The following is a 13,648-nucleotide window of genomic DNA, read 5'->3' on the forward strand; positions in this document are numbered from 1 at the left end:
CATACGGCCTTCGATCGGCGAGAATCCTCCGACGCAAGTCCCGAGAAATAGATCATGAAGCTATCGGTCGTGATAACGACCTACAACTCGCCCCTGTGGCTCGAGAAGGTGCTCTGGGGCTACAGCGCTCAGCAGCACCGCGATTTCGAGATCGTCATTGGCGATGACGGCTCCACGGAGGAGACCGCCCAGCTGATCCAGCGCATGGCCGCTGAAACCGGGTTGTCCATCAAGCACGTCTGGCAGCGCGACGACGGCTTCCGCAAGTGCCGAATTCTCAACAAGGCCGTGCTCGCCGCAGACAGCGGCTATCTCGTCTTCACCGACGGCGACTGTATTCCGCGCGCCGATTTTCTGGCCGAGCACGTGCGCAATGCCGAGCCCGGTTATTTCCTCTCGGGCAGCTACTGCAAGCTGCCCATGAGCACGAGTGAAGCCATTACCAAGGACGACATCCTCAATGGCCGCTGCTTCGACATCGATTGGCTGCGCACCCACGGCCTGCCGCGCAACCGCAAGAACCTGAAGCTCGCCGCGCCGCCCAAGCGCGCCGGTCTGCTCAACCGGCTGACCACGGCGCGCTGCAACTTCAAGGGCTCCAACGGCTCGGCCTGGAAGGCTGACGTGCTGAAGGTCAACGGTTTCGACGAAGGCATGGCCTGGGGTGGGCTGGATCGCGAGTTCGGTGTGCGCTTGCGCAATGCCTCCATCAAGCCGCGCCATGTGCGCTATAACGCCATTTGCGTGCACCTTGACCACAGCCGTGGCTACCGAGACGAAGCCACGGTGCGTGCCAACAAGCAGTGGCGTATCGAAGTAGCGAGCAGCGGGCGGATCAAGACCGATCGGGGCATTCAACAGTTGCTCGACGGTGGCTACCGGGTTGCGACGTGATGCCCGCCACTTAGAAAACGAACAGGACCCCCTCACATGAGCAACGATTCCTCTGCCAAGCGCCTCCGCCGTTTTCGTACCGGTGGTGCAGCGCTGTTTCTCGGCAGCGTGCCGGTCATCTGGCTGGTGGGGCCGGCGGCCGCTTACACCCTCGGCGTGATCGGCGTGGCCGCCTATCTCTACGCGCGCGATCGCGTCACGCGAGAGCAGTACCGCACCTTGCGCTCCCAGAATGAGGCAGCACTCGATGCGCGCCGGATCATCGACCACGGCGCCTTTCCTTTGCCGCGCGCGGGCGGCTGGGCGGCATCTTCCGATCTGCTAGCGCTGCTCGGCGAGCTGACGCTGGCTAGGCGCCCTGCGCACATCGTCGAACTCGGCAGCGGCTTGTCTACAGTCTTCCTAGCCGAGCTGCTGCGCCGGCACGGGCACGGCCGCATCACCAGCATCGACCATGATGCACAGTACGCCGAGCAGACGCGCGAACGCTTGCGAGCCCGCGGGCTGGACGACCTCGTGACCGTGGTCTGCGCGCCCATACGCGAGCAGGAGATCGAGGGCGCTCGCTACCCGTGGTATGACTGCGAGCAACTCGAGGACGTGGACTGTATCGATCTACTGCTGGTTGACGGTCCGATCGGATCGTCGGCGCGTAGTTGCCGCTATCCGGCATTGCCGGTATTCAAAGGCCGATTGTCGGCTGATGCCGTTATCGTGGTCGACGACGCCGATCGCGACGATGAGCGCGCTATGGTTGCTGCCTGGTCCGCTGACTACGGAATGGATCTGGAATGGCATGCGCTCGATGGCGGTGCCGCGGTCCTCACTCTCCGCCGCTGAGTTGGTTTGCGCCACAGACTATGGCGCAAGCCAGAGTTCAAAGTTGTTCGGCTTGTCGCGCCAGCCCTGGCTGTTTAGCAGATGGCACCTATGGGCGAGCAACGAGCAAGCCTCAACGGTGTCGCCGGTGCCGGCACCAACCCACTTCCATGCCTTCGGTCACTCAGCTTCCGTTCGACCACATCGCGCGTGCGCTCGATTCTCTGTCGTGCAGAATCATGAATTAGCAAAGCTAGAAGGTCATGGGCAAGTACTTCGTCGTGGTTGCGTACGCCCTTGTAGAAGCTTCCCGCAGCAGATACTACAAGCGAAGCGCTAACCACACGTTTCGCTACAGACGGATGGAACACGGAGCACGCCGGCAAATGGATCTATTCAAGGAACGCCTTCAGAAGCATGATGCCAAGAACAATCGCACCATTGAAGCAATGCTGCGCGCGCAGCTATTGCAGCAGCAAGCGCTGGTGAGCAACGTACCCGGCATAGGCAATGACCAGGCACACACCATTGTTGTTTCCCTGACGTCTTTCGATCGGCGCATCGGTAATGTATATCTCACCATAGAAAGCTTGTTCCAGCAGTGGGTTCAGCCGGATGTGATTGCACTCTGGCTGTCCCGGGAGCAGTTTCCGAACGGGGAGCTGCCAGAGAGCTTGATTCGGCAGCAGCGGCGCGGATTGCAAGTCTTCTTCGTTGAGGATGTCGGGCCCTATACGAAATACTTCTACGCTTTCGAAAAGTTTCGCGATAGCCTCATCGTTACTGTAGATGACGACACCCTTTATCCTCCGGACATGATCGATCAACTTTACAGGGCTTATAAACGTAATCCTGATCGCATTTACTGTCACCGCGCGCACAGGATGACGCTCGATAAGAAAGGTGCGCTACTCCCATATAACGACTGGCAGCTTGATTGGAAATGGCAAGATCACAGCGGTGAGCCATCGCCGCTGGTGTTTCCGACAGGCGTTGGTGGTGTACTTTATTTTCCTGGCTCCCTGCATCCCGATGCCTTCGCGAAGGAGAAATTTCAGTCTCTATGCCCCAAGGCAGATGATGTTTGGCTAAAAGCCATGAGCCTGTTACAGGGGACACCATGCGCACGCCTGGCCGATGGGCGCGAGTGGGGGCAGCGGTTTTTCACGATCGGAGGCTCGCAGTCCGTGACGTTGGAAGCGGAGAATTGGCGCAAATGCGGCGGCAACGATTCCAAGATTCGCCGCGTGTTCGCGGAATACGAGCTTTACGAGCGGCTGAAATGAGCTGAAATGGCTCGCCGTCTGGAAAAAATTGGCCCTTTTTCCATCAATGTTCCGCGGAAGCGATTTCCGGCGCTTAGGCGGCTTGGCTTATCGACCCCTGAGTTTTAGTTCAAGCCGATTAGCGAGCTTTAATAGGCTTGACCCTTGCAGTGGATAAATCGTCCAGGGCTTTTCGACTGACCGTCCTGCGCTTAAGGTCAGATAATCCTCTGCGATGGGCAAGGCTCGTTCGGCGTCGCGGGAACGGAATGCGTTGTTGGCTTGCTCGGAAAGAATCTCAATGGGGTAGAGGCCGCACTTGCGTCGTCGCTCTGCGTGCTTCAACGCGATGGTTTTGATCTTGCCGCGATAGGCGGGGACATTAGGTAGCCACGCAACGAAAGGATCTCGCATGAATCCCATCTTCCCAAAGAGTTTGGCGGCTTGTTCGTCGTTGTCCCGTTCCCGCGATGCAAAACGCCATTGCGCATCGTGAAGCCGCTGCGTGTGGCAGATCGAAACAGCGGAGAAGTGGACGCCGACACTTTGCTTGCCCCTTGCGCGATAGTAGCAAGAACGATCGGCGTTGAATGTCGTTATGGATTCGTTCCTCTGCCGGTTGATGGCTAAAAGGAAAGCGCTCTGCAGGAACGCTGCCTTCGAGTCATTAGCGAAGAAACTGTGAATATTTCCGAGATCGGTGTCGTCGAGTGGCCGCACCAGCTGCGTGTCGTCCTGGACTAGGCAAAGCAAGTTGTCTGCTGCTGCGCTGTCCAGCGCCGCCTGCATATTGCCGTATAAGCCGCCGCATTTGTGAGTGGCTTTGCTGTCTGCCGCTGCCTGGCGAACTTCGTGCCGGCGGGCAATTTCGTCGAGAATCACGCGCGTTTCCGGGTCATCGCTGTCGTCGTCGAAGACCGTGATGGCGGGTTCATTCACGCAGCGCTCGATAGACGCGATGCAGTTTCGAAGGAAATGACCACGGTTGTAGGAGAAGACGCAAAAATGCATGGCGTTGACCCTTGTCTTCCGGATGGCTTTATCGAATTGTGCCGCGCTCTGGGCTGTCAACGGCTCTGCAACTGACGAATCCTCTTACGCAGCTTGCTGAAGCTGCCCTGCCGGTACCTGCCTTTCTCCATATGTCGGATGCGATAGATACCGGGTACCTCGATCGCTGTGCCCTGGGTGCCGAGCAGCCAGCGGAAGGCGCGGTCCTCGCGGGCCTTGCAGAAATGGTCGGCGGGTGTCTGGTAGAGGCGCAGCGTCGGGCAGTAGCCGCAGGCGCGGGCGACGTCGCCGTGGGTGATCTGCATCGGGCCGGTGGCGCGCGTGATGCGGCGTACCGTGAAGTCGCTGTCGTCGATATCGACGATGGCGGGCGCCGCCCTTCCGCGCTGCAGCACCTCGTCGTCCTCGGTGAGCAATGGTGTTGCACGCTCTTCGCGCGGGTGAAGCAGGGCATCGCGGCGCCCCTGCAGGACCTCGGCCAGGGTGTCCAGGCAGCCGGCGCGGAACATCACGTCGCAGTCGGTGAACCAGATCCAGTCGGCCGTCGTCGCGCGTGCCGCCAGATTGCGGCCGATGCCGCGGCGGAAGAGACGTTCCTTGGCCAGCGGCTGCCAGTTCCAGCTGACGCCGGGCACGACCTGGCCACCGAAGAAGTCGAGCAGCTTCTGCGTGGCCGTGTCCTCGGGCGCGTAGTAAACGGTCACCGTCACGCGCAGCCTGGCGGGCGGGAAGCGCACCAGCGAGCTGAGCTGATAGGCCAGAAAGCGGCTGTAGTTCCAGCAGTGGCTGACGATCTCCAGCGACAGTTCGCCGCTGCGCGCCGTGCGTTCGGACGCCGGCGGTGGCGGCGGTGCGAACAGGCGCGCCGGCAGCCAGCCCCCGGCGGCCAGGCGCAACAGGGTGTCGCCGGCATGCCGTGCGAGCCATCCGCCCTCAATATCACTGCGCGCTTTCTGGGTTTCTGTCATCGCTGTTGCGGCTGATTGCCGTTTATCCGACTGCTGGAATCCGGCGCAAACTCTACCGTGAAAGCGGGCTGCGCCATCGCCCGAGGCTCAGGCATGCGGGGCTGTCAGGGAGGCTTCGAGGACCTCGGCGATGCGTTCCGCAGCGCGCTCGGTGCCGGCCGGGTCGGCAAGCCCGTCGTTGAGGCGCGACCACTCCGGATGCGCCCGGGCGCGCAGTACGGCGCGCCGGAGCGCCTCGCTCGGCCAGCCCAGGGTCGCGTCCGCTGCGATGGCGCTCTGGCTGGCGTGGCCGCGCCGCAGCAGCGCGGCGAGCAGCCATGCCTGCCGGGCGGCGAGCACGCCCAGCGTGGCGGCATCCACGGCGAGGCGCTGGCGCCCGCGCAGCCGGTCGATCCAGTCGCGGCCGAGGTCGTCGCCGATTCCCGCCAGCGCGCCGACTCCGGCGCCGATGAGGGTGGCCGCCCCCAGGCTCAGTCCGCCGGTTATCGCGTCCACGCCGAAGCCGGCCGCGCCGCCGGCGGCGGCCGCCGAGCCACCGCGGATACCGAGCGTGCGCGCCGTTTCCGGATCGAAGAGGTCGAGTTGCCAGCGGCCCTCGCTCAGCGGCAGCGCCGGCGGCTGATAGGCCCCCAGCTCGAAGGCGAAGCTTTCCAGCAGGTTGTCGATGCAGGCCTGCTCGGCCCGGCGCAGTTGCTCGTGCATCTCCGCGCGCTGCGCCTCGGGCGCTGCATCGCGCGGGCAGCTGCGGCGCATGCCGGCGGCGTCCACCAGCAGCCGACCGATGGCGCGGCAGGCATTGCGCCGCTGCTGCTGCCTCGCCTCCCGCCGTTGCGCGATCAGCTCGCGGATGCGCGGTCGGTGCCGTTCCAGGAGGGTCGCCAGCGTCTCGAAGACGCGCGTCTCCGCGGCCAGGTCGAAGACCACCGTGTCGAAGTCCACGACCAGATGCAGGCCGCTGCGCGCGAGTTGCTCGCGCCAGGCGGCGGGCTCGGCGTCGGCGGCCGCGACGAAATTGAGCACCGGCAGGATCGGCTTGCCGCAATCGGCGAGCAGGCGCAGCTCGGCGCGATGCTTGGCGAGCACCGGCTCACGCGCGTCGATGACGTAGAGCGCGGCGTCGACCTTGCGCATCTGGCGCAGGACCTTGGCCTCCTGCTCGAAGCGCCCGTGGTCGTGGTCGCCGGCCACGAAGGCGTCGATGCGCGCCACCGGATCGTCCGCCGCGCTGGCGGTCGGTGCGAGATGCGCGCTCAGGTCGATGGCGTCCTCCAGCCCGGGCGTGTCGTAGCAGCGCAGCACCGGCCGGTCGTCGGCGAGCAGATCGATGGCCTCGACCGCGCGCGTCGTCGCCGGCCGGTCCGATACCGCGCCGAAGCGGCTGTCGCGCGCCAGCGTGCGCAGCAGCGAGGTCTTGCCGGTGTTGGTGTGACCCACCACGGCGAGATGCAGGGGCTCGACGCGGCCCGGCATCATCATCCCTTCTCCGCCGCGGTGTATCCGATTCCGGTGGCCTCGCGCACGGCCATGCCGAGCCCGGCCGCGAGCGTCTGCCAGTCGCGCGCGCGCTGCGCGCTCGCCGGGCCGGCGAGCAGCAGCAATCCCGGGGCATCCGCCGCCTGCAGCAAGGACTCGATGGCGTGCCGGTTGCCGCGATCGGGCGTAGCCGCGGCGCGCACCACAACCGCCAGACCGCGAACCGTGTCGGCGCGCAGCCGCGCCTGCGCCTGTTCGCGGCTGTCGCCGTCATCGACGCCGCCCAGCCAGATCCATTCCGCCGGGAGATCGTCAGCGGTGCAATCCGTTTCCAGCGCCAGCGCGTGCAGCGGTCCTTCCGGAACCGCGGCGGCGGGCTCGGGCGCGACGGCAGTCGTGTCGGCCTGCGGCGCGGCATCGACGATACGCGCGGCGCCGTGGACCGGCATCAGGCGGGCGCGCAGCCGCGCGTAGCCGGGCTGGGCGAGGTCCTCGCTGCTGCGCCGGAGCGTGTGGCGCGCCAGCGCCAGACAAGCCGCGAGCGCCAGCGCGCGCGGCACCACGCCGTAGGCGATCACCGCAACCAGCAGCCACGCGGCCCAGGCTTCGTGCGCGGCCGTCGGCATGGGCGCGCGCAGCGGCAGCGAGTCGGCGCCGGGAACCCCCAGCAGCGCCGGCGCCAGCGACAGGGCCTGTGCCCACTGGCGCAGCGCCTCGCCGCTCAGCAGCGTTGTCTCCCAGCTCAGCGCGTAGCTCCGCACGCTCAGCAGCACCAGCAGCACGACGGTCGCGGCTAGGGCATAGCCCAGCCAGGCGGCGTGCGCCAGGCTGCCGGTCACCCAGCGACCGCTGGCGCCGAAGAGCAGCAGGCGCAGGCTGGCGGCCGTCGGCGCGGTTGCGTTGTCGCCGGCGATGCGCGCGCCGAGACCGCGCAACAGCAGTGCCAGGCCGCTTCGGCGCGCGAGCGGAAGCAGTAGCAGCCACAGCAGCAGGGTCAGCAGATTCGGGCCGACCACCAGCGCCAGCGCCAGCGGCAGGCTTACCGGCTCGGCGTTGCCGAGCGCGGCGCCCGCGGCCAGAGCGCCGGCCAGGCCGAGCAGCAGCGTCGCTGCCAGACCCACGAGTGCCAGAATGCCCAGGCCGCGCCGAATGCCCTCGCGCAACGCGGGGCTGTCGGGCAGGCGGCGGGCGCGCAGCGCGATGCGTGCCTGCAGGTCGCCGCCGCCGGCGCGCGCGGCCGCGTCGGCTTCCGGTGTCTCAGCCGGAGACCCGGCCGCTTCCTCGCGCGATCGGACCATCTCCATGAGCAGGCGGTGGAAGGGGCGGATGCGGCGGCGCCGGGCGAACATGTGGCGACTATACAAAAGGGGATCGCGCCGGCCGCGTGGTGTCGGGCGTAACGCGGCGGTCATCTTCTTCCGCGCGGCAGCGGTTAGGCTTAAGTAGGGGTCGACGCGCACCCCACAACACGCGATGATTTCCGCTTCCTACCCGCCCCGCCAAGGAGCGCGCATGCCTGCTCTCAAGATCAACGGTCAATCGCACGAGGTGGCGGTCGACGCGGATACGCCGCTGCTCTGGGTTCTGCGCGACGAGCTCGATCTCACCGGTACCAAGTACGGCTGCGGCATCGCCCAGTGCGGCGCCTGCACGGTGCACGTCGGCGGCGAGCCGATGCGTTCCTGTTCGGTGCCCTTCAGCGTCGCGGAGAGCCAGGAGGTCACCACCATCGAGGGCCTCGCCTCCGACGCCGCGACCGCGGTGCAGGAAGCCTGGATCGCGCTCGACGTTGTGCAGTGCGGTTACTGCCAGTCCGGTCAGATCATGGCTGCCGCGGCGCTGCTGGCAAGCAACCCCGAGCCCAGCGACGAGGACATCGATAGCGCCATGGCCGGCAATATCTGCCGCTGCGCCACCTATCAACGCATCCGTGCCGCGATCCACCGCGCGGCCGAGCAGCTTTCCGCCTGAGGCGCGCCATGCACTTCCCGCATCCCGAGCTTGTTCGCACGACCGAAGACGCGACGCCGGCGGGCCTCGACCGCCGCGGTTTTCTCCAGGGTGCCGGCGCCGCCGGCCTCGTGCTCGGCCTGCATCTCGCGGCCGGCGGCCGGGCGCGCGCAGCCGGCGAATCCGCCACCGCCGAACGCTTCGCGCCCAATGCCTTCGTGCGCATCGCTCCCGACGACAGCGTCACCCTGATCGTCAAGCATCACGAGATGGGGCAGGGCGTGACCACGGGCCTGAGCACCATCCTCGCCGAGGAGCTCGACGCCGATCTGACACGTGTCAATGCCGAGTACGCGCCCTCCGACGCCGAGCGCTACGGTAATCTCGTCATGGGCGGCATGCAGGGCACGGGTGGCTCCACGGCCATCGCCAACTCCTGGATGCAGATGCGCGAGGCCGGTGCCACCGCCCGCGCCATGCTGGTCGCGGCCGCCGCCGAGCGCTGGGGCGTGCCGGCGGACGGGATCACGGTCAGCAAGGGCGTGCTTAGCGCCGGCGAGCGCTCGGCCACCTTCGGCGAGCTGGCCGAGGCGGCGGCGAAGCAGGAAGTGCCGGAGGACGTGGCGCTCAAGGATCCGTCGCGCTTCGTCTATATCGGCAAGCAGGACGTTCACCGCCTCGACTCCAAGGGCAAGACCGACGGCACCGCGACCTACGGCATCGACGTCAGGCTGCCGGGGCTGCTGACCGCGGTCATCGCGCGGCCGCCGGCCTTCGGCGCCACGCTCAAGGGTTTCGATGCCGAGAAGGCCAGGCAGGTGAAAGGCGTCGAGGCCGTGCTGGAGATTCCCGAGGGCGTCGCCGTCGTCGCCACCGGCATGTGGCCGGCGATCAAGGGGCGCAAGGCGTTGGAGGTCGAGTGGGATCTCTCCGCGGCCGGCCCGGCGTCGAGCGAGGCGCTCTACGAGGAATACGAGAAGCTTGCTGACGGAGCCGGCACCGAGGTCGTCGCATCGCAGGACACAGAGCCCGGCCTGGTCGGCGCCACCAAGGCCATCGAGGCGAGCTACCGTTTTCCCTATCTGGCCCATGCCTCGATGGAGCCGATGAACTGCGTGGCCTGGCTCCACGACGGCAGGCTCGAGACCTGGGGTGGTCACCAGTTCCCGTCGATCGACCACCCCCTGGCGGCCAAGGCAGCCGGGCTCGACGCTTCGAAAGTCGAGCTGCACTCGTTGATCTCCGGTGGCAGCTTCGGCCGGCGCGCGAACGGCTGGGCGGACTTCACGGTCGAGGCCGTGCACATTGTCCGCGCTCTCAAGGAGGAGCATGACCGCGAGGATCCGGTGCGCGTGCAGTGGACGCGCGAGGACGATACCCGCGCCGGCCTCTACCGGCCCCTCTACGTCCACCGCGCCCGCATTGGCCTCGACGCGGATGGCGGCGTTGTCGGCTGGCGGCACCGTATCGTCGGGCAGTCGATCATGGCCGCGACCGAGGCCATGAGCGGCATGATCCACAACGGTGTCGACGACACCTCGGTGGAGGGGGTCTCGCCGACGCCCTACGCCATTCCGGCGTTCTCGGTGGGGCTGCACTCGCCCGAGCAGCCGGTGCGGCCGCTGTGGTGGCGCTCGGTGGGCCACACGCACACGGCCTATGTCATGGAAACGCTGATGGACGAGCTCGCCGAGGCGGCCGGCAAGGACCCGGTCGCCTTCCGGCTCGGGATGCTGGAGGCCTCGCCGCGCATGGCGGGCGTGCTGCGACTGGCAGCCGACAAGGGCGGCTGGGGCGAGACGCCACCGGAAGGCCGCGCGCGCGGCATCGCCGTGCACAAGAGCTTCAGCAGCTACGTCGCGCAGGTCGCCGAAGTCAGCCTGGTCGATGGCATGCCCAAGGTGCACCGGGTCACGGTCGCCGTGGACTGCGGCGTCGCCGTCAATCCCGACCAGATCGCTGCGCAGATGGAGGGCGGCGTCGGCTTCGCGCTGGCCGCGGCGCTCCACGGCGAGATCACCATCAAGGACGGCAAGGCGCAGGAAGGCAACTTCGATCGCTACCAGGTTCTGCGCATGCCCGAGATGCCGCAGGTGGACGTGCACATCCTGCCTTCGCAGGAGGCGCCCACCGGTGTCGGCGAGCCCGGCGTGCCGCCGCTGGCGCCGGCGGTGGCCAATGCCATCTATCGATTGACCGGCACACGCGTGCGCCAGCTGCCCTTCGCGCGCCACGAGCTGCAAGCGGCCTGATGCCGGATTCGCTGCAGTTCGCCGAGGCGCAGCTCCCGGCGACCTGGCCGGACTGGCCCGACTACGGCCTGGTCGACGACCTGCTGCCGACGCTGGAGCGCTGGCTTGCGCAGGGCCGGCGCTTCGCCCTCGCCACGCTGGTGCATGTCGAGGGCGGCTCACCGCGCCCGTTGGGCTCGGAGATGGCGGTGGATGAGGCCGGCGAGTGCGCCGGCTACGTCTCCGGCGGCTGCGTCGAGCCCGAGGTCGCGCGCCAGGCGCTGGGCACGCTCGCCGATGGCCAGCCCCGCTATCTCGATTTCGGCGCCGGCAGCCCGATGCTGGACATCCAGCTTGCCTGCGGCGGCCGCATCGGCATTGCCGTGCGCGCCCTCGACGACGCGCCGGCGCATGTAGCCCGCCTGCGCGCGGCGCGCGACGCCCGCGAGGCGCACACCACGCGTATCGAATGGGATGCCGGCGGCTATCGCGGCGCGCTGGACAAGCAGTATCTGCCGCCGACGCGCCTGATCGTCGCGGGCGGCGACCCGGTCAGCCTGGCGCTGGCGCGGCTGGCCGACGCCCTCGGCTTCGAGGTGGTGCTGTTGCGTCCGCGCGGCCCCGAGCACCCGCCGGCCGGCATCGCGCTGCACGACTACGACCGCCGGCCGATCGAGGAGGCGCTGGCAGGGCTGGCGCTGGACGCCTGGTGCGCGGTGTACACGCTCAGCCACGACGCGGATATCGATCACGCCGTGCTCGAGCGCGCGCTGCGCTCGCCCGCCTTCTGCGTCGGCGCCCTCGGCAGCCGGCGCAAGGCCGGCATGCGGCAGGAGCGCCTGCGCGCTGCCGGCATCGAGGAGGCGCGGTTGGCGCGGCTGCACACGCCGGCCGGGCTGCCCATCGGCGGTTCGACCCCGCAGCAGATCGCGCTGTCCATCATCGCGCAGGTCGTCGCCGAGCGTGAGCGGGCGTGAACGCTGCGCGGTGGTGGTGCTTGCCGCCGGCCGCTCACGCCGTTTTCGCGGCGGCAACAAGCTGCTCGCCGGCTTCGGAGGGCGGCCGCTGATCCTGTCGGCGGTGGACGCCGCGCTGCGCTCGCGCGGTGCGCCGGTCATCGTTGTCACCGGGCACGCGTGCGCGTCGCTGCATCGCGTGCTGCGGAGCCGTCAGCGCGGCCGCCTGCGTCTGGTGCACAACCGTCGGCACCGCAGCGGTATGGCGAGCTCGCTGCGTCGCGGTCTCGCGGCCGTGCCCGAAAGCTGTTCCGGCGCCGTGATCCTGCCGGGCGACATGCCGGCAGTGCGCGCACGCGATATCGACAGCCTCATCGCTGCCTTGCAGCCGGGCGACGAGGCCGTCGTGCCCGTCGCCGGCGGACGCCGCGCCAATCCGGTGTTGATCGCCCGCGCGCTCTTCCCTGCCATGCAGCGCCTGGCCGGCGACCGCGGCGGGCGCGGCCTGCTGGCCGATCGCCCCGCGGTGCGCGAGACCCCCGGCCGGAGCGCGACGCTGGTCGACGTCGACACGCGCGCGCAGTATCGGCGGCTGGCGGCCCGAGGCGGCTGTCATGATGGCGCCCATTCTTCCTGAGCGGTGAGGCGGCGCGGCATGCAGCACTGGATCTATCTGTCCCTGGCCATCGTCAGCGAGGTCATCGCCACCTCGGCGTTGCGCGGCACGGAGGGCTTCACGCGTCTGTGGCCGTCGCTGGTGGTGATTGTCGGCTACGGCGCCTCCTTCTACTTCCTGTCGCTGACCTTGCGCGTGATCCCGGTGGGCGTGGCCTATGCCATCTGGTGCGGCGCCGGCATGGCGCTGATCGCGCTCATTGGCTGGCTGGTGCTGCAGCAGCCGCTGGACGGGCCCGCCATCACCGGCATTCTCTTCATCGCGGTCGGCGTGACCGTCATCATTCGCTACTCGGGAACGCTGCCCACCTGAGTACCCGCCGGCAGCCGTGGCAGTGTCTATGCGGCACCCGGCACATTCGCGCGCTTGCGCCACTGCACGAGCACGATGCCGACGGCGGTCACCGCGAGCGCGATCACATCGGTGATGCGCAGGATATCGCCGAAGGCCAGCCAAGCCATCAGCATCGTTACAGGCGGGCCGAAATAGAACAGGCTGGCCACACGTGTTGCGTCCGTGCGTGCGATCAGCATCCACATCAGCGCGTAGGCACCAAGCGATACGGGCACCGTCACCCACGCCAGCGCGGCGATGTAGACGGGCGTCCACTCGGTGGAAAAGCCTTCCAGCAGCAGCGCCAGGGGCAGAAGCACCAGGGCCGATGCGACACTCTGGTACAGCAGCAGCGTATCCATAGGCAATGCCGCACCAGCTGTTGTGCTCAGGCGCTGGGCAAGGCTGGCGACCGTGATGGCGGCTACCGACCCTAGCGGCAGTAGATAGCCCCAGAGCGGCGCGGCATCGTCCGCCTGCAGCCGGGCCATGACCGCGATCGACACGCCGGCGAATCCGATGAGCAGACCGCACCACTGGCGGAGGCTGGTGCCTTCTCCCGTGACCGGGCCCGACAGCGCGCCGGTCAGCAGCGGCTGCGTGGCCACGATCAGCGCGACGATGCCGGCGGGTACCTCGGCGGCGATGGCGCCCAGCGCGAAGCCCAGCCAGCCCGCGTGCGCGAGTGCGCCGGTCCACCCTGCCTGCCACGCTGCTGCCGCACCCGGCCATAGCGGTCGCGAGCGCCAGACCATCCAGCCCAGGAGCAAGGCACCGAGCGCCAGATAGCGCCAGGAAAGCAGGGTAAGCGGGCCGGAGAAATCCAGGCCGTATTCGGCACCGATGAAACCCGAATTCCACAACAGGACGAAGGCTATTGACAGCGCAAGGGTAGGGGCTGCGCTCTGGGGCATCAGGGGCTCCTGTGACCGGCTGGCCGGTATCGCCGGTTTGGTCGGAAGACGGGAGCGTTACACATTCTCGCGCGCTCCCGGTGGCTCCAAGAGGATGCTAGAAGCAAGCCTATCCCTGTCCGGCTTCGCCAGTATTGGATGTCTAGGCACTAGGAATC

General features: G+C 67.6%; 13 protein-coding genes. 8 read left to right on the forward strand and 5 right to left on the reverse strand.

All coding sequences use genetic code 11. The features are described 5' to 3' along the window. The first annotated feature begins 54 nt into the window (after nt 1-54). The 3 genes from U743_RS16640 (at nt 55) to U743_RS16650 (ending at nt 2,999) form a co-directional block, all read left to right on the forward strand. A complete protein-coding gene (locus U743_RS16640; protein WP_043769965.1) occupies nt 55-894 on the forward strand; it encodes a glycosyltransferase family 2 protein in 840 nt (279 codons plus the stop codon). A 36-nt stretch (nt 895-930) separates the two neighbouring features. Next, a complete protein-coding gene (locus U743_RS16645) occupies nt 931-1,734 on the forward strand; it encodes a class I SAM-dependent methyltransferase (RefSeq protein ID WP_052368318.1) in 804 nt (267 codons plus the stop codon). 365 nt (nt 1,735-2,099) lie between these two features. Further along, nucleotides 2,100-2,999, forward strand: coding sequence for a glycosyltransferase family A protein (locus U743_RS16650; RefSeq protein WP_043772593.1), 900 nt, complete (start codon nt 2,100-2,102; stop codon nt 2,997-2,999). An 87-nt stretch (nt 3,000-3,086) separates the two neighbouring features. On the opposite strand, the gene U743_RS16655 is transcribed toward U743_RS16650, so the two are convergent. The 4 genes from U743_RS16655 to U743_RS16670 form a co-directional block, all read right to left on the reverse strand. Continuing rightward, nucleotides 3,087-4,049, reverse strand: coding sequence for a glycosyltransferase family A protein (locus tag U743_RS16655; RefSeq protein ID WP_156966488.1), 963 nt, complete (start codon nt 4,047-4,049; stop codon nt 3,087-3,089). Continuing rightward, nucleotides 4,046-4,957: a glycosyltransferase family A protein gene (locus tag U743_RS16660; protein WP_156966489.1), complete on the reverse strand. Its 912-nt coding sequence runs from the start codon at nt 4,955-4,957 to the stop codon at nt 4,046-4,048. The genes U743_RS16655 and U743_RS16660 overlap by 4 nt, the downstream gene beginning before the upstream one ends. A gap of 87 nt (nt 4,958-5,044) precedes the next feature. Continuing rightward, nucleotides 5,045-6,433 (reverse strand): DUF3482 domain-containing protein, encoded by a 1,389-nt coding sequence (locus tag U743_RS16665; protein ID WP_198022090.1) that lies wholly within the window; start codon nt 6,431-6,433, stop codon nt 5,045-5,047. After that, nucleotides 6,430-7,779, reverse strand: a complete 1,350-nt coding sequence (locus U743_RS16670; protein WP_052368321.1) for a DUF2868 domain-containing protein — start codon at nt 7,777-7,779, stop codon at nt 6,430-6,432. Before U743_RS16670 ends, U743_RS16665 begins: the two co-directional genes overlap by 4 nt. Before the next feature lie 163 nt (nt 7,780-7,942). On the opposite strand from U743_RS16670, the gene U743_RS16675 reads away from it, so the two are divergent. The 5 genes from U743_RS16675 to U743_RS16695 are packed head-to-tail and all read left to right on the forward strand — an operon-like array spanning nt 7,943 to nt 12,555. Then, the gene (locus tag U743_RS16675; protein ID WP_043769972.1) at nt 7,943-8,401 is read left to right on the forward strand and encodes a (2Fe-2S)-binding protein; all 459 of its coding nucleotides are present in this window, start codon (nt 7,943-7,945) and stop codon (nt 8,399-8,401) included. An 8-nt stretch (nt 8,402-8,409) separates the two neighbouring features. Then, a complete protein-coding gene (locus tag U743_RS16680) occupies nt 8,410-10,632 on the forward strand; it encodes a xanthine dehydrogenase family protein molybdopterin-binding subunit (protein WP_043769976.1) in 2,223 nt (740 codons plus the stop codon). Continuing rightward, nucleotides 10,632-11,588 carry an XdhC family protein gene (locus U743_RS16685; RefSeq protein WP_052368322.1) on the forward strand — a complete coding sequence of 319 codons (957 nt, stop codon included), beginning with the start codon at nt 10,632-10,634 and terminating at the stop codon, nt 11,586-11,588. The genes U743_RS16680 and U743_RS16685 overlap by 1 nt, the downstream gene beginning before the upstream one ends. Further along, nucleotides 11,575-12,204 (forward strand): nucleotidyltransferase family protein, encoded by a 630-nt coding sequence (locus tag U743_RS16690; RefSeq protein ID WP_052368323.1) that lies wholly within the window; start codon nt 11,575-11,577, stop codon nt 12,202-12,204. Before U743_RS16685 ends, U743_RS16690 begins: the two co-directional genes overlap by 14 nt. Nucleotides 12,205-12,222: 18 nt before the next feature. Further along, nucleotides 12,223-12,555: a DMT family transporter gene (locus U743_RS16695; protein ID WP_043769978.1), complete on the forward strand. Its 333-nt coding sequence runs from the start codon at nt 12,223-12,225 to the stop codon at nt 12,553-12,555. Between the two features lie 26 nt (nt 12,556-12,581). On the opposite strand, the gene U743_RS16700 is transcribed toward U743_RS16695, so the two are convergent. Further along, nucleotides 12,582-13,490 carry a DMT family transporter gene (locus U743_RS16700; protein ID WP_043769981.1) on the reverse strand — a complete coding sequence of 303 codons (909 nt, stop codon included), beginning with the start codon at nt 13,488-13,490 and terminating at the stop codon, nt 12,582-12,584. Between the last annotated feature and the right edge of the window lie 158 nt (nt 13,491-13,648).

The sequence above is a fragment of the Algiphilus aromaticivorans DG1253 genome, from assembly GCF_000733765.1.
Classification (GTDB): Bacteria; Pseudomonadota; Gammaproteobacteria; order Nevskiales; family Nevskiaceae; genus Algiphilus; species Algiphilus aromaticivorans.